Origin of the sequence: Aeromicrobium phragmitis (assembly GCF_003674095.1) — a bacterium.
In the GTDB taxonomy this organism is placed as follows: domain Bacteria; phylum Actinomycetota; class Actinomycetes; order Propionibacteriales; family Nocardioidaceae; genus Aeromicrobium; species Aeromicrobium phragmitis.
The window spans coordinates 40,978-56,905 of sequence record NZ_RDBF01000014.1 but is presented as its reverse complement, the minus strand read 5'-3'; the positions used below and the strand labels follow the sequence as shown (position 1 = coordinate 56,905).

The window sequence follows — 15,928 nt, the reverse complement described above, 5'->3', positions numbered from 1 at the left end:
GGCCGCGATGGGCTCGATTGCGTCAGCGCGTCGGGCTAACGTGCCGGGTATGGACGACACGACCTGGCGCTCGATCCTCACGCGGTATCTGGACCGAGCACATCGCTCGGTGCTCGACGCGGTGGACGGAGTGTCCGAATACGACCTCCGACGTCCCCTGACGCCGACGGGTACCAATCTGCTGGGCCTCCTCAAGCACCTGGCCACCGTCGAGCACGGGTACTTGGTGCAGTTGCCCGGCCGTTCGAGCGATGCCGACGCCGTCATCACCTGGAACGACGACGAGAGCATGGCGGCCAACGCGGAAATGTGGGTCGAGCGATCCATGTCGAGCAGCGAGGTCATCGACCTCTTCACCGCCGTCGGCGCGGCCTCGCGCAGCACGCTGGAGGAGCTGCCGCTCGACACCCCGGTCACCGTGCCGTGGTGGCGGGCGGATAACCGCGACACGACCCTCGGGCTCCTCGCTGTCCACGTCGTCGCCGAGACGGCACAGCACGCCGGGCACCTGGAGATTCTGCGCGAACAGCTCGATGGGCGCACCGCCACCGCCGGCGACGACGACCGGGACGAGGAGTGGTGGAACGGCTACGTCGCCAAGATCGCCGCGGAGGCCGAACACTTCGCGTGAGCTAAGGGGGGAGTGTCAGCAGCAAGCCGCCAGCACCACGCGGATCCCGTCGCGGAGCAATCGGCTCATCTGCGCTTGTCCAGCGACCCTTCCTTGTGTGCGGCGCGAGCTCCCGTCGTGCCCGACTCGACGATCCAGTACGGCTCGTCGGCGCTCGCGTTGAACGTCTGCCCTTCGAACTCGAAGCGCTCGACGCGTTTCTCGACGGCCCGACCGCGCGTTCGGCCCTGTGACGTATTCCAGGTGACCTCGTCACCCTGCGAGATGCCCATGCCGGTCACGTTAAAGTGCCGCGTGTGAAAGCGCAGGTCAGGACCGCGCGCACCGACGACATCGACGAGATCATCGCGCTGTGGGAGGTCGCCGCGGAGAACGCCGCCCGTCCGGTCGACTCGCGTGCCGGCGTGCTGCGCCTCCTGGAGCGCGACCCCGATGCGTTGTTGCTGGCCGAGCTCGACGGTGTCATCGTCGGCACCGTCATCGCGGGCTGGGATGGTTGGCGCGCGCACCTCTACCGGTTGGCCGTGCACCCGGCGCGGCGTGGCGACGGCATCGCACGGACCCTGGTGGATGCGGCCGAACGGCGACTCCACGTGCTCGGAGCGCAACGTTTCGACGCGATGGTCCTCGATGACAACACCCTCGGCACGGCCTTCTGGTCGGCTCGCGGCTACTCGCCCCAGGCTGAGTGGCGACGCTGGGTGCGACCCGCGGAGACCGCCCCGCGATCATGAGTCTGCTCGGTCAGTCCTCAGGGCCGGTTCCGGCGTCGAAGTTGCTCTTGTAGACGTCCTCGGCCTCGACCAGGAGGTCGTCCGAGAGCCGCGCCAGAGGCACGACGTCGACGAGCAACGGCTCGCAGTCAGGACCGCGACCGGCCAGGGTGCCGGTGAGCGCCCACGCGTGGCGCTCCGGATTCTTCTCGTGCAAATGCTTGTACTGACAGAGCTGCCGGGCCAGCCAGTCCCGCACCGGCCGCGTCCACCAGTCCTCGGGGGTCAGCGGGTTGACTGAGAGGCCTGGAAGCTCGAGCCCGCTCTCGGTGTCGAAACTGCCCGACGAGGCGTCGGCATCGTAGCCCTTGGAGTAGCGCACATAGACCGTCTCGTCCCGCTCGAGCAGCTCCTGCAGCTCCGCCAACGAGCTCACCACGTCCACCGTCTCCACCTCGTACCGCCTCGCGATCACAGCGATCTCTTCCTGCCCGGGCTTCGACCGGATGAATCGAACTCCCGGGCAGCAGCACACCATCCGGTGTGACGATGCTAGGCAATGTCAGCGGGACATGCGACGATCTGCCGTGTGGCGAGCAGTGCGATCGAGGACGAACACCTGCGCGAACTCTCACTGTTGCGGCGCGTTCGCGACCGCATCGACCGCGAGTACGCGCAGCCTCTCGACGTGGAGTCTCTCGCCCGCGGCGTGCACTGGTCCGCCGGTCACGTGAGCCGCCGATTCAAGGCGGCGTACGGCGAGTCGCCGTATTCCTACCTGATGACCCGCCGGATCGAGCGCGCGATGGTGCTGTTGCGCCGCGGCGACCTCAGCGTGACCGACATCTGTTTCACGGTCGGTTACGGCTCCCTCGGCACGTTCAGCACCCGGTTCACCGAACTCGTCGGTATCGCCCCCAGCGTCTATCGGGCGCGGGCCGCTGAGGACGCCGCGGGCATTCCGCCGTGCCTGGCCAAACAGGTGACGAGACCGGTCAGGAATCAAGAAGCACGGTCCGGCCAGCCGCAACTAGCGTGAGCGTCATGAGCCTGATCATTCACTACGCGTTCCTGCCGCACACCGACCCGGAGGCGACGCTGACCTTCTACCGCGACGCACTCGGATTCGAGGTGCGCATGGACGTCGGTTACGACGACATGCGCTGGATCACCGTGGGGCCGCCGGAGCAGCCGCAGACGGCCATCGTGCTCCATCCGCCGGCGGCCGATCCGACGATCAGCGATGAGGAGCGCCGCACCATCCTCGAGCTGATCGCCAAGGGCAATTACGGTGCGGTCACCCTCGCCAGCGACGACCTCGACGCCACCTTCGCCAAGCTCGAAGCCGCGGGCGCCGACGTCCTCCAAGAACCGACGGACCAGGACTATGGGGTACGCGACTGCGCCTTCCGCGATCCGTCGGGCAACCTCATTCGCATCAACCAGCTGGCGTGAGCCGGGAAGGGCCTTCAAGGATGACCAGCAGCGACATGGCAGCGCCCAGCGCGCACGTGGCCGACAGCCATGACCGGATCCGGGTGCACGGCGCTCGCGAGAACAACCTCAAGAACGTCGACGTCGAACTGCCCAAGCGGCGATTGACGGTGTTCACGGGGGTGTCCGGTTCCGGCAAGAGTTCGCTGGTGTTCGGCACCATCGCCGCCGAATCGCAGCGGATGATCAACGAGACCTACAGCGCCTTCGTGCAAGGATTCATGCCCACCCTGGCGCGTCCGGAGGTCGACCTGCTGGAAGGTCTCACCACGGCGATCATCGTCGATCAGGAGCGGATGGGGGCGAATCCGCGCTCGACCGTGGGCACCGCCACCGACGCCAACGCGATGCTGCGCATCCTGTTCAGCCGCCTCGGCGATCCACACATCGGCCCACCGACGGCGTTCTCGTTCAACGTTCCGACCCGCCGGGCCGGAGGCGTCATGAAGACGGAGAAGGGCGGTCGGGTCGAGAAGAAGGTCGTGCGCGAAGCGGTCTACCTCGGCGGCATGTGCCCGAGATGCGAAGGAATGGGCCACGTCTCGGACTTCGATCTCTCGGCCTTGTACGACGACTCCAAGTCGCTGTCCGAGGGGGCGCTCACGGTGCCCGGCTACAGCATGGACGGCTGGTACGGGCGGCTCTTCGCCGGCGCCGGGCTGCCGCTCGACAAGCCGATCTCCGCGTTCACGGACAAGGAGCGCGAGAAGCTGCTCTACGCGGAGCCGCAGAAGATCAAGGTCGACGGCGTCAACCTCACGTACGAGGGCCTCATCCCCAAGATCCAGAAATCGATGCTGTCGAAGGACGTCGAGGCCATGCAACCGCACGTGCGGCGGTTCGTCGAACGGGCGATCACCTTCGACACCTGCCCGGAGTGCGCGGGCACACGCCTCACCCGCGAAGCACGGTCCTCGACCATCAACGGCAAGAACATCGCCGATCTGTGTGCGATGCAGATCAGCGATCTCGCCGCGTGGGTGCGGGGCCTCGACGAGCCGTCGGTCGCCCCGCTGCTCGTGGGGCTGCAGCACCTCCTGGACTCTTTCGTGGCCATCGGCCTGGGCTATCTGAGTCTCGAACGTCCCGCCGGAACGCTGAGCGGGGGAGAGGCACAGCGCACGAAGATGATCCGGCACCTCGGCTCCTCGCTGACCGACGTCACCTACGTGTTCGACGAACCGACGATCGGGCTGCACCCGCACGACATCGATCGCATGAACGACCTCCTGGTGCAGCTGCGCGACAAGGGCAACACGGTCCTGGTCGTCGAGCACAAGCCCGAGACCATCGCGATCGCCGACCACGTGGTCGATCTCGGTCCGGGAGCGGGCGCCGACGGCGGCACGATCTGCTTCGAGGGAACCGTCGAGGGCCTGCGATCCAGTGGCACCGTCACCGGCAAGCATCTGGACGACCGGGCCCACCTCAAAGACCAGGTCCACCAGCCGACCGGCGTGCTCGAGGTCAGGGAAGCGGACACCCACAACCTCCGCGAGGTCGACGTCGACGTGCCCCTCGGCGTCCTCTGCGTCGTCACGGGCGTCGCCGGATCCGGCAAGAGCTCGCTCATCCACGGCTCGATCGCGCCGCGCGAGGGCGTCGTCGTGATCGACCAGGGCGCGATCAAGGGGTCACGGCGCAGCAATCCGGCCACCTACACCGGCTTGCTCGAACCGATTCGCAAGGCCTTCGCCAAGGCCAACGGCGTGAAGCCGGCGCTGTTCAGCTCCAACTCCGAAGGCGCCTGCCCGACCTGCAAGGGAGCCGGCGTCATCTACACCGAACTCGGCATCATGGACACCGTCGAAACGCCGTGCGAGGAGTGCGGGGGCCGCCGATTCCAGGCGGAGGTGCTGGAGTACACGTTCGGTGGGAGGAACATCGCTGACGTGCTCGACATGTCGGTCGACGAGGCGCTCGCCTTCTTCGCCGACGGGGAGGCCAAGACGCCCGCCGCTCACAAGATTCTGGCGCGACTGTCCGATGTCGGCATCGGTTATGTCAAGCTGGGCCAGCAGCTGACCACCCTGTCGGGAGGGGAGCGGCAACGGCTGAAACTCGCCAGCCAGATGAGCGAGCCCGGCGACGTCTACGTGCTCGACGAACCGACGACCGGTCTGCACCTCGCTGACGTCGAGAATCTGCTCGCGCTGCTGGACCGCCTCGTCGAGGCCTGCAAGTCGGTCATCGTCATCGAGCATCACCAGGCGGTCATGGCGCATGCGGACTGGATCATCGACCTCGGCCCGGGTGCAGGGCACGACGGCGGCCGCGTGGTGTTCGAGGGCACGCCGGCCGAACTGGTCGCGGGTCGGTCGACGTTGACCGGTCAGCACCTCGCCGCCTATGTGGGAGCTTGAGCTGACCGCGTCGCTTCGCGGCGGGTGAGGAGCGCCGCGCGCCGCTAGGATCGAAGACCACCGAGGTGCCGGATCGGCGATGCGGAGGTCACTGTGGGGGAGATCACGACGACGACATGGATCGTCACGCTGGCGCTCATCGTCGCCCTGCTCGCGCTCGATCTGCTGCTGGGATGGCTCAAGCCGCACCACGTCGGCTTCCGTGAGGCGACCGCGTGGTCGGTGTTCTACATCGCGATCGCCGTCGTCTTCGGCGTCTGGTTCACGTACGCCTACGGAGGCGACCTGGGAACGCAGTACTTCACCGGCTACGTCGTGGAGAAGAGCCTCTCGATCGACAACCTCTTCGTCTTCGTCATCATCATGGCGACGTTCTCGGTCCCGGAGAACCACCAGCACAAGGTCCTCACGTTCGGTATCGTGCTGGCCCTGATCATGCGAGCGATCTTCATCGCGCTGGGCGCGACGCTGATCGCGATGTTCTCGTTCATGTTCCTGCTCTTCGGGCTGCTGCTGATGTATACCGCGGTCCAGTTGTTCCGTCATCGCGACGAAGATCCCGACGTCGAGAACAACGTCGTCGTGCGGACCGCCCGCCGCGTCCTTCCGGTCACGGACGAGTACGTCGGCGGCAAGATCTTCACCCGCCTCGACGGACGCCTCGTCGCCACGCCGATGCTCGTCGTCCTCGTGGCGATCGGGGGAGTCGACCTCCTCTTCGCGCTCGACTCGATTCCGGCCGTGTTCGGGGTCACGCAGGAGCCGTTCATCGTCTTCGTGGCGAATGCGTTCGCACTCCTGGGGCTGCGTGCACTGTTCTTCCTCGTCAAGGGCCTGCTCGACCGGCTCGTGTACCTGTCGGCCGGATTGGCGTTCATCCTGGCGTTCATCGCCGTGAAGCTGATCCTGCACTGGGCCCACGTGGACATCTCCGCGCAGGTGCCGGAGATTCCCACGCCCGTGAGTCTGGTCGTCATCGCCGTGGTCCTCGTGGTCGTCACCGTGGCAAGCCTCATCAAGACCCGGCGCGATCCCACTGCGCGGGCTCACGCCGGCTCCTTGCGGGCGACCTCCTCGGAAAGCGACTCGGCCGACTGAACGTCGGCGCGGCGAGATTCGGCTAGAATCACGGCAAGGGGAGTACTTCAGCAGGTCGTCCCGGTCAGCACGGACATCCCATGATGTCCCCGGGCGGTCGCCCCGCGAGGGGTGAAGGAGACCTTGTCCTCGCAGCTCGAGGAGGCGCCATGCTCGCCGCCATCGTCGACGTCGGCATCGCCCTGCTCATCGTGTCCGCTCTCGTGATCTCGTGCGCCGCCATGACGGGCGGGCCCAGACCGCGCGGGCGCGGTCGGTAGGCAGTCTCCGCCGCCGGACCGACCCGCATGGGAACCTTGGCTCATGCGGATGACAGTGGCGTGCCTGCGGCGGTACCCGGTCAAGTCCATGGGCGGCGAAGCGCTCGCCTCCGCCGAACTCGATCCGAGCGGCCTCGTCGGAGACCGCCGGTATGCGGTCGTCGACGAGGACGGGTTTCTCGCCTCGGGCAAGCACACGCGCCGGTTCCGTCGCCGCGATGCCGTTTTCCGCTACGCAGCGCGCACAACCGACACCGCGGACGTCCTCGTGACGAACGGCCGCCAGGAGTGGCGAGTCGGTGATGAGGGACTCGTCGACGACCTCTCCAGTGCCATGAACGCACGCGTCACGGTCGAGGCCGATCGCGCGGCCGCGCATCAGGACGAAGCAGCTGTGTCGTTGGTTAGCACCGCGACTCTCGAGTGGTGCGCGGCGCGCTGGGGAATCGGCGCCGACCCGCGCCGGCTGCGCACCAATCTGGTCATCACCGCCGCTGAACCGTTCGCCGAAGAGGCCTGGGAGGGCCGTGAGCTGGCGATCGGCGACGGCGTGCGTCTGCGGATCACGCGACGGATTCCGCGGTGCCGGATGATCGACGTGGATCAGGACGGCGCCGTCGCTGAAGGCCGCTGGCTCACCCGACTGGGTGCGGAACGTGACACCCGCATCGGCGTGTACGCCGAAGTCGTCGGGACCGGCACCATCCGTACCGGCGACCTCGTCAGCCCCTGCTGAGCGGGTCTCCGTAATGCGCCGATAATGTGCATTATGTCAAGTGGTGGACGGCGGCGCGGAGACGCCCTCGTCGAACTCCTCGGCCGGCTCGAAGCGCAGCAGGTCCCCCGGCTGACAGTCGAGCACCTCGCACAGCGCCTCCAGTGTCGTGAAGCGCACGGCTTTGGCGCGCCCGTTCTTCAGTACGGCCAGATTGGCCGGCGTGATGCCGATGCGCTCCGCGAGTTCTCCGACGGCCATCTTGCGCTTGGCCAGCATGACGTCGATGTCGACGACGATCGGCATCAGATCACCTCGTCCAGCTCGGCGCGCAGATCGTGCGCCTCGACCTCGCGGGCGACGGCCTGCACCAGGAGCGAACGCATCACGAAGACGAGCAGTGCGACGCCGGCGGCGGTGACCGAGAGGCCGCAGATCAACAGCACCACGCCGGGCGCCACCGCCTCCCCTTGCGCCAAGGTGACGGCCAGCGCGAAGATCAGCGCCGCGGCGGCGACCACGGCGCCGATGATGATGTCGACGTACCGGAACGTTCCGTGCGAGAACACGGTGCCCCGGCGCACCATCGTCAGCAGGCGCCACACGCAGACGAGCACCACCTGGGCCGCCACGAACCCCAGAATCACGATGACGACCACCGGAATCTGCACTGCCGACAGGTCTCCCCCGGCCTCGTCCAGGTCCACGCGCAGCAGGGGCACCATGACCGCCTGGACGAACACCGACCCGGCCAGAAGCAGGCCGATCACCACGCGCAGCGCATACACGACGAACGTACCCATGACGGCTCCTTCGATCGACTTGCGATAATCATATATCGAAAGACGATAGATGGATAGGGGCTATTGTCGGCTGCGCGCTCCCGGTGCGGACCACCCGCGCCGCATCGACACCAGTCGCAGCCCGAAGCACAGCACGGCCGGAATCACGTAGAGAACGCCGAGCGGATCGAACGACTCGAGCACGACCGTGAGGGTCGCGCCGACCACGGCAGGAATGGCGTACAACTCCCCGCTGAACACCACGGGAGTGCGTCCCGACAGCACATCGCGCACGACACCACCGCCGATGGCGGTGATCACGCCGAGCAGTACGCCGGTCGCCGGCGCGATCTCGTGGTCGAGCGCGGCGATCGCCCCCGTCACGCAGAACGTCGCGAGGCCGACCGCGTCGAGCACCATGATGAAGGGTTCGCGCCGGCTCACCCGGTCGTGTTGCCAGAAGACGAGCGCCGCCGCGAGCGTCGCGGTGAGCAGTCGCTCCCAGCTGGCCACGTTCACCGGAGGGGCGACGCCGAGCAGAACATCACGGATGACGCCCCCGCCGAGACCGGTCATCATGGCGAGGACCAGCAGTCCGACGATGTCGAAGTCCCGCCGAGCCGCCACCAAGGCCCCCGTCATCGCGAACACGAAGATGCCCGCGAACTCCAGCACCGCCAGTACTGCAACCGTCACCGGGACATCGTAGAGCCCGACTGTCGGCGGCCCGTGCGACGATCGGTCACGTGTACACGTTCGAGGCGCGTATCGAGAGGTTCGAGGGAGCGGCCGCCTGGCATTTCGTGATGCTCCCCGAGGACGTCACCGACGAGATCGAGGACGCGTCGCCACTGCGAGGCGGTTTCGGTTCGGTCAAGGTGCGGATGCGATGCGGGAAGTCGGTGTGGGAGACGTCCATCTTCCCCGACACCAAGCGCGGCAGTTTCCTGCTACCGATGAAGAAGGCGATCCTCGCGGCCGAATCGGTCTCGCACGGCGATACCGTCCGTCTCGAGTTGGAGGTCCGCTAGCCCCGTACGATGGGCGTCGAGGTGGTTCGATGGACGGCGACAGCAAACGCCGCGCGGCGCACTACCGTGTCGGCGCCGACGAGACGGCTCGCGCTGAGCACGAGCCCGACGAAGCGAGCGAGGCGGAAGCCGGCCGCGACCGTCGGCTCGAAGCTCAGTCGCTGTGGGTCGATCAGCAGATCCGTGCCGCAATGGACCGTGGCGAGTTCGACGACCTGCCCTACTCCGGCAAGCCGCTGCCCGAGCACGTCCTGCAGCGCGATCCCGACTGGTGGCTCAAGCAGCTCGTCGAGCGCGAGCAGGTCTCCGGCGTATTGCCGCCGGCGTTGCAGCTCCGCAAGGACGATGCCGCGCTCGACGAAACACTCGACCGCCTCGGCTCCGAACTCCAGGTGCGCGAGGAGCTCGACTCGTTCAACCGTCGCGTGATCGAGGCACGCCGGCAGTTGCTCGGCGGTCCCCCGGTGGTCACCTCCCTGCGCGACGTCGAAGCGGAGGTCGCGGCCTGGCGTGAACGCGCGGCCGAACGACGGCGCCTGGCGGCCGAGCGCACGCGCGCCCAGGAACGACAGCGCTCCACCCGGCGACGTCGTTGGTTGCGCCGCCGATGAGCGGCGATGTCGTCGCCGTCGTCGAGTTGCCGTCCGTCTATCACCTGCAGCGATCGCTGGCGCCGCTGCGGCGCGGGCCGGGGGATCCAGCCCTGCGCTTCGAGTCGTCGGTCGTCTGGCGAGCCACCTTGACTCCGGCGGGTCCAGCGTCGCTGCGCCTCACTCCCCTGGCGTCCGATCGCATCCGCGTCGAGGCCTGGGGAGACGGGGCGGCATGGGCATCCGCACAAGCGCCCCGGCTGCTCGGCATCGACGATCGACCCGAGGAGTTCGGTCCGGACGTCGCCTGGCTTGCCGAGCTGCACCGCCGAACGCCCGGCCTCCGACTGCCGCGTACCGACCGCGTCATGGAAGCGCTCATTCCCGCGATCCTCGAACAGAAGGTGCTGGGGGTCGACGCCTTCGCGGCATGGCGGCGCTTGCTCCAGCGCCACGGTGAACCGGCGCCCGGACCCGCCCCCGAGGCGCTGCGCGTCCCCTTGTCAGCGGAAGGGTGGGCGCGATTGCCCGCGTGGGAATGGCACCGCGCTGGCGTGACGCCCGAGCGCTACCGCACCGCGCAGGCCGTCGCGCGGGTCGGAGAACGTTTCGAGAGCCTCTCCCCCGATCGGCTTCCGGCCGCGCTCCGAGCGGTTCCCGGAATCGGACGCTGGACCGTCGCGGAGACCGTGATGCGGGCGTTCGGTGACGCCGACGCCGTCCCCTGGGGTGACTACCACCTGGGGCGCATCGTCGGGACCGCGTTCTGCGGCCGCGCGCTGGAGGATGAGGCGAAGGTCGCCGAACTCCTCGCCCCGTTCGCGCCGCACCGTTACCGCGCGTTGCGACTCCTCACGCTGCACACCCGCATCGAGCGGCGGGGCCCGCGCCGAAGCAGGGTCGATGTCCGTCGGCTATGACCCGCCAGGGATAATGAGAGGGTTCCCTCATGTTTCCGCCCTGATTGGCCCGAATGACTGCACTTTCCTCCTTCTCTCAGCTCGACGTCCCGACGGCACTGGCCCGTTCCTGGCGGCTCATCGCCGCTGACACCCTGACGCCCGCAACCCCCCAGGTGGCCGACGTCCTGGTGGCCGATCTGGAAGACGGAGTGCCGGCCGAACGCAAGGCCGACGCGCGCACGACCCTGACCGAGTGGCTCGATGGCGGCCGCGAGGCCTGGGTGCGCATCAACACCGCCGCGAGTCCAGAGTGGGACAACGACGTGGCCGCGCTACGAGATCGTCGCGGGGTCCAGGGCGTCATGCTGGCGATGGCTGAGACGGCCGAGCAGGTCGAGCAGACCATCGAGGCGTTCGGCGGCATGCCCGTGGTGGCACTCATCGAGAGCGCGCTCGGCGTGGAGAACGCCGGCGAGATCGCCCGGGCTGGAGTCGTTCGGATCGCCTTCGGCACTGGTGATTTCCGGCGCGACCTGGGCATCGCCGGCGACCGCACCTCGCTGCTCTACGCCCGTTCGCGGCTCGTCGTCGCCAGCCGGGCGGCGCGGCTTCCCGGCCCCATCGACGGCCCGACGGTGATCGACGACCCGACGGTGGTCGCCGACGACACCCAGCATGCGCTGTCGCTCGGTTTGACCGGCCGGCTGTGCACCTCGGACCAGGCGGCGAGCGTCGTCAACACGACCTGCGCGCCGACGCCCGCCGACGTCGCCGCGGCCCGGGCCTTCGTGGCGTCGCCTCCCGAGGGCTACGCGGGCGCGATCGCCCCGCGTCTGGCGCAGGCCAAGGACACCATTCGCCGCGCGGAGGCCTACGGCATCGAGTGATACTGGCCGGATGCTGTGGTCGTTCACCGGGCAGATCGCCGGACTCGGGACGACCTCGGGCGTGCGTATCGTCGTCGGGCGCTGGCTCTCCTCCCCCTTCGGCGCGTTCAGCGACGTGATGCTCGAAACCTCGGCGGGGCGACGCACGCTTCTTGCGCCCGGTGACGACGTCGCGGACTTCGTGTCGACGACGTACCGATTCGATGACGTCGTGGTCGGCGCAGTGACGGTCGACGCCGACGCAGGACGGTGGCGCGTCGCGGCACCAGAGTTCGACCTCGATCTGACGGTCGGACGCCGCACACCTCTCGGTCATCTGCTGCGGCTCGTCCCGGGCGCGGTACGCGATCGACGGCTGTGGGCGCGAGCGCTCGACCCCGTCGCCCGCATCGTCCAGCCGGGGGTGCGAACACACGGTTCGGCCGGTGCTGGGCGCATCGAGTGGTACGCCGCCCGCGATCTTCACGCCATCATCGCCGCCCGCGGCACGTTCCGCGGTCAGCCGCTCGGCGTCCTCGCCCCCGTCGTCCCGCCCGTCCACGTCGGCTTCGGTTCGGCCCCGCGCGCGCCCAGCTTGACTACCCTGCGGTCCTTCGTGCAGGTCCGGGACTAGGCTGCCGCCATGGGCGCGACGGTCGAGATCACCGATGAGCACGAGCTGCGAGAGATTCTCGGAGTACCGCTCCCCCGCGCCGCCGCCAAGGACCGCGATCGGCTCCACCCCGCGCATCTCGACTGGCTGGCCGCCTCTCCGTTCTGCCTCGTCGCCACCAGCGGTGCGGACGGCAGCTGTGACGTCTCGCCCAAGGGCGATCCCGCCGGCCGGCTCACGCACGTCATCGACGACCGGACCATCGCCCTGGCCGAACGTCCCGGAAACCGCCGGGGCGACGGATTCCTCAATATCCTGCGCAACCCTCATGTGGGGCTGCTGTTCCTGGTGCCCGGCCGCGGCGACACGCTCCGCATCAACGGCCGGGCCCGGATTCTGGCGGACGCGCCGTATCGCGAGGAGTTCGTGGTCGACGGTCACGAGCCGCGGCTGTTGCTCGAAGTCGCCGTCGAGCAGGTGTTCTTCCACTGTGCCAAAGCGTTCCTGCGCGCCCAGCTGTGGCAACCCGACTCGTGGAATCCGGCCGCCGTCGCCTCGCGCGCCCGCATCGCGAAGAGCCTCGAGGGCGCGCAGATCCCCCTCGAGGAGCTGGAGCGCTACTACGGTGCCGGCTACGCCGCGAAGCTCTACCGCGACTGAGTTGCGTCGCGAACCGCGGCGCCCTTCGCGCGAGCGGTGTCAGCGAGCGTCTCCTGGAATCGCAGCATCGCACTCGTGAGCTCCGGGTCGCCCGCTGCGAGGATGCGCGCCGCCAGCAGCCCGGCGTTGCGAGCGTTCCCGATCGACACCGTCGCCACGGGGACGCCCGCGGGCATCTGGACGATGGACAGTAGCGAGTCCATTCCGTCGAGGTGACGCAGTGGCACCGGTACCCCGATCACCGGCAGCGGCGTGACGGCGGCGAGCATTCCGGGCAGGTGGGCGGCCCCGCCCGCACCCGCGATGATGACCTCCAGCCCGCGCTCGTGCGCGCGCCGGCCATAATCCAGCATCTCGGTCGGCATGCGGTGGGCCGAGACGACATCGGCCTCGTAGGCGATGTCGAACTCCGTCAGCGCCTCGGCGGCCGCCTGCATCGTCGGCCAGTCCGAGTCCGATCCCATCACGATCCCCACGCGGGGCTGCGCGTCGCTCATGCTGTTTCGTCTCCGTCCGTGAGAATCGCGGCGCTGCGCCGGGCGCGGCGGAGCACGTCGTCGAGGTCGTCCCCGGTGGCCGTCACATGTCCCACCTTGCGCCCGGGTTTGACGTCCTTGCCGTAGAGGTGAATGTGGACGTCCGGCTCGGCCGCGAGAGCGACCGCCCGCTGCGCCACGAGGTCGGTGACCCTCCCGCCGAGGATGTTGACCATCACGGCCCATTCCTGACGCGGCGAGGGGGAACCGAGCGGCAGGTCGAGCACGGCCCTCACGTGGTTCTCGAACTGGCTGGTCTCCGCGCCGTCGATGCTCCAATGGCCGGTGTTGTGCGGCCGCATCGCGAACTCGTTGACGAGTACCCGCCCGTCCTGCGTCTCGAACAACTCGACGGCGAGCATCCCGACGACGTCCAGACCTTCGGCGACCGACGTCGCGACGGCGGTCGCTTCCGCAGCGGTGGCCACGTCGAGGTCAGGCGCCGGAGCAGTGACCTCCACGCAGATCCCGTCGCGCTGTCGTGACTCGACCACGGGGTAGACCACCATCTCCCCGGAGGGCCGGCGCGCCACCTGAGCCGACAGCTCCCGACGGAAGTCCACGAGTTCCTCGGCGAGCATCCGGGCCCCCGAGGCCGCGACGGCGGAGAACGGCTCGTCGAGCTCGTCGAGGGACGCGACCTTCCAGACGCCCTTGCCGTCATAGCCGCCGCGCGTGGTCTTGACGATGAACGGCCAGCCGACGCGTTCGCCGAAGGCGGCGAGCTCGGCGCGGGCGACCTCCGCGCCGTCCGTTCCCGGATCGACCACGGCGAAGGCCGGCGCCGGCAACGAGAGCTCCGCGAGCTTCGCACGCATGTCGCCCTTGTCCTGGGCGTAGATGAGCGCTTGCGGCCCGGGGCGGCAGGCGACGCCCGAGTCCTGCAGGGCCCGCAGGTGCGCCGGCGGGACGTGCTCGTGGTCGAACGTCACGACGTCGACGTCCGCAGTGATCCGCCGCAAGGCGTCGAGATCGGTGTAGTCGCCGACCTCGTGATCGACCACGACTTGCGCCGCCGAGACGTCCGGGCCCTCGGCCAACAGCCGAAGCCGGATACCGAGCGCAATGGCAGGCTGCTGCATCATCCGGGCGAGTTGTCCCCCGCCGATCACCGCGAGTTCAGGCACGGCAGCCAGCCTATCGAGACCGGCCGCCGGACGATCAGCGACTGCGGAAGCCGCGGCGTTCGGTGACGGTGATCGGCGAGACGTTGCCGAAACCGCGCAGCAGGCGCGGGGGAAGCACCCGCGTCTCGAAGTCGTCGCCGAGGGCGTTGGCCGTGGTGGTGTCCACGAGCACCCGGTTGCTGCGCGCGACATGGGACAGCCGGGCGGCGAGGTTGACGGGCGGGCCGAAGACATCGCCGAGGCGGCTGATCACCGAACCCGTCGCCAGGCCGACCCGCAGGCTCGGGAGACCCTCACTGGTCGAGAGCCGCCTGACGATCTCCAATGCGATGCGGGTGGCCTGAACCGGATCGGGGCAGACGTAGAGGACGGCGTCGCCGAGCGTCTTGATGACCCGGCCGCCGTAGGAGGTGACCAAATCGGTCGCCCGGTTCTCGAAGGTCTCCACGACCCGCGCGAGCGCCGCGTCGTCGAGCTGGTTCGACAAGGCGGTGAACCGCGAAAGATCCGCGAAGCCGACCGACATCGTGGTGGACAGTAGCTCCTCGTCGACGGCGCCCTGCGCCTCGAGGCGCGAAGCGGCCGCGGCAAGGTGACGTCGCCACGCATGCACCAGGAGCTTCTCGAGTGCCGGACCGGCGGTCGCGGCCAACGCCATCGCTGCCTGGAGCCGGCTCTGCGCCTTGCCCGCCTCGACGTCGCGCTCCAGCTGGTCGACGAGCGTCGAGACCTGCCAGTCGGCGAGTCGCGCCATGGTTTGACCCACCGCGCGGGTCAGCCGGAAGGTGGTGTCCTCGGCCAGCATGTCGCTCTCGATCGCCGAGGCGACGATGGCGACGGCTTCCGCATCGGACGCCCCGAACGCCGACGAGTCCCCCGGGTCGGGGAAGCCGAGCGCGCGCCATAGACGTCGCGTGTTCTCCGGCGACAGACCGCCCTTCTCGGCGACCTCGTCGCTGGTGAGGTCCAGGCGCGAACCGAGGATCAGCGAGACGAGTTCGTCGCGCTCGTCAGCTCGATTCACCACGAGGGACCTCCTGTTGAGATGGGTGGTTGTCGAACACCAGCCTGCTGACGCTGCGGTGGAACTCCTCGATCCGCGGGATGTCGTGCAGCCGTAGACCTGCTTGCTGGCTCGCGTCGTGGATCACCAGGGTGCCGCAGCGCAGCACGCGGTCGATGAGGTGCTTCTCATAGTTGACGTCGTTGATGCGCATGAGCGGAATGACGCGGCCGGTCCGGGTGAGGATGCCGCGCTGCTCGATGATCCGCAGGTTCGTCAGGCTGTACGTCCACAGGTACCACCGCAGGAAAGGGACGAGTGTGGTGATCGTGAACAGCACCACCGCGATCGCGACGACCGCGATCCGTGCCCACGACCCACCCGTGTCGCCGACCACGCCGTAGGTGAAACCGGCGACCGCCATGACGGCCAAGCCGAAGAGGAACGGCACCACGAGCACCTTCACGTGCGTGCGAGTCTCCTCGACGACGTGCTCGCCATCGAGAAGCAGCTTGGCCGAGAGGGACATAGGACGATTCTGTCA

The 15,928-nt window shown here is 68.5% G+C and carries 22 protein-coding genes; 13 read left to right on the top strand and 9 right to left on the bottom strand.

The window, feature by feature from the left end:
- The first annotated feature begins 49 nt into the window (after nt 1–49).
- A complete protein-coding gene (locus D9V41_RS15025) occupies nt 50–631 on the top strand; it encodes a DinB family protein (protein ID WP_166376063.1) in 582 nt (193 codons plus the stop codon).
- Nucleotides 632–696: 65 nt separating this feature from the next.
- Here the strand turns inward: D9V41_RS15025 and D9V41_RS15020 are convergent, their stop codons facing one another.
- The gene (locus D9V41_RS15020) at nt 697–903 is read right to left on the bottom strand and encodes a hypervirulence associated TUDOR domain-containing protein (RefSeq protein WP_121795398.1); all 207 of its coding nucleotides are present in this window, start codon (nt 901–903) and stop codon (nt 697–699) included.
- A 24-nt stretch (nt 904–927) separates the two neighbouring features.
- Between D9V41_RS15020 and D9V41_RS15015 the strand changes: the two genes are divergently transcribed.
- Nucleotides 928–1,365: a GNAT family N-acetyltransferase gene (locus tag D9V41_RS15015; RefSeq protein ID WP_121795397.1), complete on the top strand. Its 438-nt coding sequence runs from the start codon at nt 928–930 to the stop codon at nt 1,363–1,365.
- 10 nt (nt 1,366–1,375) lie between these two features.
- On the opposite strand, the gene D9V41_RS15010 is transcribed toward D9V41_RS15015, so the two are convergent.
- Nucleotides 1,376–1,798: a DUF6098 family protein gene (locus tag D9V41_RS15010; RefSeq protein ID WP_121795415.1), complete on the bottom strand. Its 423-nt coding sequence runs from the start codon at nt 1,796–1,798 to the stop codon at nt 1,376–1,378.
- 105 nt (nt 1,799–1,903) lie between these two features.
- Here D9V41_RS15010 and D9V41_RS15005 point away from each other — a divergent pair, with 105 nt between their 5' ends.
- The 5 genes from D9V41_RS15005 to D9V41_RS14985 all read left to right on the top strand — a co-directional run bounded on the left by D9V41_RS15005 (nt 1,904) and on the right by D9V41_RS14985 (nt 7,295).
- The gene (locus D9V41_RS15005) at nt 1,904–2,383 is read left to right on the top strand and encodes a helix-turn-helix transcriptional regulator (protein WP_121795396.1); all 480 of its coding nucleotides are present in this window, start codon (nt 1,904–1,906) and stop codon (nt 2,381–2,383) included.
- A gap of 5 nt (nt 2,384–2,388) precedes the next feature.
- Complete coding sequence (locus D9V41_RS15000; RefSeq protein ID WP_121795414.1) at nt 2,389–2,799, top strand: VOC family protein; 411 nt, start codon at nt 2,389–2,391, stop codon at nt 2,797–2,799.
- A gap of 35 nt (nt 2,800–2,834) precedes the next feature.
- Nucleotides 2,835–5,201, top strand: a complete 2,367-nt coding sequence (locus tag D9V41_RS14995; protein WP_208006885.1) for an ATP-binding cassette domain-containing protein — start codon at nt 2,835–2,837, stop codon at nt 5,199–5,201.
- 93 nt (nt 5,202–5,294) lie between these two features.
- Nucleotides 5,295–6,299, top strand: a complete 1,005-nt coding sequence (locus tag D9V41_RS14990) for a TerC/Alx family metal homeostasis membrane protein (protein ID WP_121795394.1) — start codon at nt 5,295–5,297, stop codon at nt 6,297–6,299.
- Between the two features lie 303 nt (nt 6,300–6,602).
- Nucleotides 6,603–7,295 carry an MOSC domain-containing protein gene (locus tag D9V41_RS14985; protein WP_121795393.1) on the top strand — a complete coding sequence of 231 codons (693 nt, stop codon included), beginning with the start codon at nt 6,603–6,605 and terminating at the stop codon, nt 7,293–7,295.
- A gap of 36 nt (nt 7,296–7,331) precedes the next feature.
- On the opposite strand, the gene D9V41_RS14980 is transcribed toward D9V41_RS14985, so the two are convergent.
- The 3 genes from D9V41_RS14980 to D9V41_RS14970 are packed head-to-tail and all read right to left on the bottom strand — an operon-like array spanning nt 7,332 to nt 8,752.
- A complete protein-coding gene (locus D9V41_RS14980) occupies nt 7,332–7,580 on the bottom strand; it encodes a helix-turn-helix domain-containing protein (RefSeq protein WP_121795392.1) in 249 nt (82 codons plus the stop codon).
- Nucleotides 7,580–8,077: a DUF2975 domain-containing protein gene (locus D9V41_RS14975; RefSeq protein ID WP_121795391.1), complete on the bottom strand. Its 498-nt coding sequence runs from the start codon at nt 8,075–8,077 to the stop codon at nt 7,580–7,582. The genes D9V41_RS14980 and D9V41_RS14975 overlap by 1 nt, the downstream gene beginning before the upstream one ends.
- Nucleotides 8,078–8,137: 60 nt before the next feature.
- On the bottom strand, nt 8,138–8,752 hold the full coding sequence (locus D9V41_RS14970; protein WP_243697293.1) for a trimeric intracellular cation channel family protein: 615 nt from the start codon (nt 8,750–8,752) through the stop codon (nt 8,138–8,140).
- Nucleotides 8,753–8,802: 50 nt separating this feature from the next.
- Here D9V41_RS14970 and D9V41_RS14965 point away from each other — a divergent pair, with 50 nt between their 5' ends.
- Genes D9V41_RS14965 through D9V41_RS14940 form a run of 6 tightly spaced genes read left to right on the top strand, consistent with a single transcriptional unit; the run spans nt 8,803 to nt 12,718 of the window.
- A complete protein-coding gene (locus tag D9V41_RS14965) occupies nt 8,803–9,087 on the top strand; it encodes a DUF1905 domain-containing protein (protein WP_121795390.1) in 285 nt (94 codons plus the stop codon).
- A 29-nt stretch (nt 9,088–9,116) separates the two neighbouring features.
- The gene (locus D9V41_RS14960; protein WP_121795389.1) at nt 9,117–9,698 is read left to right on the top strand and encodes a DnaJ family domain-containing protein; all 582 of its coding nucleotides are present in this window, start codon (nt 9,117–9,119) and stop codon (nt 9,696–9,698) included.
- Nucleotides 9,695–10,597: a DNA-3-methyladenine glycosylase family protein gene (locus D9V41_RS14955; RefSeq protein WP_121795388.1), complete on the top strand. Its 903-nt coding sequence runs from the start codon at nt 9,695–9,697 to the stop codon at nt 10,595–10,597. Before D9V41_RS14960 ends, D9V41_RS14955 begins: the two co-directional genes overlap by 4 nt.
- A gap of 53 nt (nt 10,598–10,650) precedes the next feature.
- Nucleotides 10,651–11,466, top strand: a complete 816-nt coding sequence (locus tag D9V41_RS14950; RefSeq protein ID WP_121795387.1) for an HpcH/HpaI aldolase/citrate lyase family protein — start codon at nt 10,651–10,653, stop codon at nt 11,464–11,466.
- A gap of 10 nt (nt 11,467–11,476) precedes the next feature.
- Nucleotides 11,477–12,079: a hypothetical protein gene (locus tag D9V41_RS14945; RefSeq protein WP_121795386.1), complete on the top strand. Its 603-nt coding sequence runs from the start codon at nt 11,477–11,479 to the stop codon at nt 12,077–12,079.
- A gap of 9 nt (nt 12,080–12,088) precedes the next feature.
- Complete coding sequence (locus D9V41_RS14940; RefSeq protein WP_121795385.1) at nt 12,089–12,718, top strand: pyridoxamine 5'-phosphate oxidase family protein; 630 nt, start codon at nt 12,089–12,091, stop codon at nt 12,716–12,718.
- Here D9V41_RS14940 and purE read toward each other — a convergent pair.
- From purE to D9V41_RS14920, 4 genes are read right to left on the bottom strand one after another with little or no spacing between them, the layout of a single operon-like run.
- The gene (gene purE / locus D9V41_RS14935) at nt 12,706–13,215 is read right to left on the bottom strand and encodes a 5-(carboxyamino)imidazole ribonucleotide mutase (protein ID WP_121795384.1); all 510 of its coding nucleotides are present in this window, start codon (nt 13,213–13,215) and stop codon (nt 12,706–12,708) included. The two genes, D9V41_RS14940 and purE, sit on opposite strands and share 13 nt — an antisense overlap.
- Nucleotides 13,212–14,390 carry a 5-(carboxyamino)imidazole ribonucleotide synthase gene (locus D9V41_RS14930; protein ID WP_243697296.1) on the bottom strand — a complete coding sequence of 393 codons (1,179 nt, stop codon included), beginning with the start codon at nt 14,388–14,390 and terminating at the stop codon, nt 13,212–13,214. The genes purE and D9V41_RS14930 overlap by 4 nt, the downstream gene beginning before the upstream one ends.
- Nucleotides 14,391–14,415: 25 nt before the next feature.
- Nucleotides 14,416–15,408, bottom strand: a complete 993-nt coding sequence (locus D9V41_RS18520) for an adenylate/guanylate cyclase domain-containing protein (RefSeq protein ID WP_121795382.1) — start codon at nt 15,406–15,408, stop codon at nt 14,416–14,418.
- Complete coding sequence (locus tag D9V41_RS14920) at nt 15,392–15,913, bottom strand: PH domain-containing protein (RefSeq protein ID WP_121795381.1); 522 nt, start codon at nt 15,911–15,913, stop codon at nt 15,392–15,394. Before D9V41_RS14920 ends, D9V41_RS18520 begins: the two co-directional genes overlap by 17 nt.
- Between the last annotated feature and the right edge of the window lie 15 nt (nt 15,914–15,928).

Coding starts and splice junctions, on each gene's coding strand:
- D9V41_RS14920 (WP_121795381.1), bottom strand. CDS start 15,913: ATGTCCCTCTCGGCCAAGCTGCTTCTCGATGGCGAGCACGTCGTCGAG.
- D9V41_RS15000 (WP_121795414.1), top strand. CDS start 2,389: ATGAGCCTGATCATTCACTACGCGTTCCTGCCGCACACCGACCCGGAG.
- D9V41_RS14950 (WP_121795387.1), top strand. CDS start 10,651: ATGACTGCACTTTCCTCCTTCTCTCAGCTCGACGTCCCGACGGCACTG.
- D9V41_RS15005 (WP_121795396.1), top strand. CDS start 1,904: ATGTCAGCGGGACATGCGACGATCTGCCGTGTGGCGAGCAGTGCGATC.
- D9V41_RS14955 (WP_121795388.1), top strand. CDS start 9,695: ATGAGCGGCGATGTCGTCGCCGTCGTCGAGTTGCCGTCCGTCTATCAC.
- D9V41_RS14940 (WP_121795385.1), top strand. CDS start 12,089: ATGGGCGCGACGGTCGAGATCACCGATGAGCACGAGCTGCGAGAGATT.
- purE (WP_121795384.1), bottom strand. CDS start 13,215: ATGAGCGACGCGCAGCCCCGCGTGGGGATCGTGATGGGATCGGACTCG.
- D9V41_RS14960 (WP_121795389.1), top strand. CDS start 9,117: ATGGACGGCGACAGCAAACGCCGCGCGGCGCACTACCGTGTCGGCGCC.
- D9V41_RS14995 (WP_208006885.1), top strand. CDS start 2,835: ATGGCAGCGCCCAGCGCGCACGTGGCCGACAGCCATGACCGGATCCGG.
- D9V41_RS14945 (WP_121795386.1), top strand. CDS start 11,477: ATGCTGTGGTCGTTCACCGGGCAGATCGCCGGACTCGGGACGACCTCG.
- D9V41_RS14985 (WP_121795393.1), top strand. CDS start 6,603: ATGCGGATGACAGTGGCGTGCCTGCGGCGGTACCCGGTCAAGTCCATG.
- D9V41_RS14975 (WP_121795391.1), bottom strand. CDS start 8,077: ATGGGTACGTTCGTCGTGTATGCGCTGCGCGTGGTGATCGGCCTGCTT.
- D9V41_RS15025 (WP_166376063.1), top strand. CDS start 50: ATGGACGACACGACCTGGCGCTCGATCCTCACGCGGTATCTGGACCGA.
- D9V41_RS15020 (WP_121795398.1), bottom strand. CDS start 903: ATGGGCATCTCGCAGGGTGACGAGGTCACCTGGAATACGTCACAGGGC.
- D9V41_RS14980 (WP_121795392.1), bottom strand. CDS start 7,580: ATGCCGATCGTCGTCGACATCGACGTCATGCTGGCCAAGCGCAAGATG.